Origin of the sequence: Mycobacterium ostraviense (assembly GCF_002705925.1) — a bacterium.
In the GTDB taxonomy this organism is placed as follows: Bacteria; Actinomycetota; Actinomycetes; order Mycobacteriales; family Mycobacteriaceae; genus Mycobacterium; species Mycobacterium ostraviense.
This window is the reverse complement of the sequence record NZ_NKRE01000017.1, coordinates 1-353: the sequence shown is the minus strand read 5'-3', so window position 1 is coordinate 353 and position 353 is coordinate 1. Positions and strand designations below refer to the sequence as shown.

The following is a 353-nucleotide window of genomic DNA, read 5'->3' as shown; positions in this document are numbered from 1 at the left end:
CATGGGTCACCGCGCTTGCACGCCGACCTGCGTGATCTGGGCTGGCAGGTGTCGGAGAAGACGGTGGCCGATTCGATGCGCCGCCAAGGGTTGGTGGCCCGGCGGATCAAACGCCGCAACGGGCTGACCAAACAGGACAAGACTGCGCCGAAGTTCGGTGATCTGGTCAAGCGCAACTTCACTGCCGATCGGCCGAACCTCAAGTGGGTTGGTGATATCACCGAAGTCCCCACTGCGGCCGGCAAGTTGTATCTGGCCACCGTGATCGACCTGTTCAGCCGGCGACTGCTCGGTGCGGCCACCAGCGTGCATCCCGACGCCGAGTTGGCGTGTGCGGCGATCCGGATGGCGGT

The 353-nt window shown here is 64.6% G+C and carries 1 protein-coding gene; it reads left to right on the top strand.

Features of this window, described 5'->3' with window-relative positions:
• Positions 1-353, top strand: a 353-nt coding sequence (locus tag CDN38_RS27625; protein WP_142361381.1) for a DDE-type integrase/transposase/recombinase, incomplete at both ends; no start/stop codon positions are given.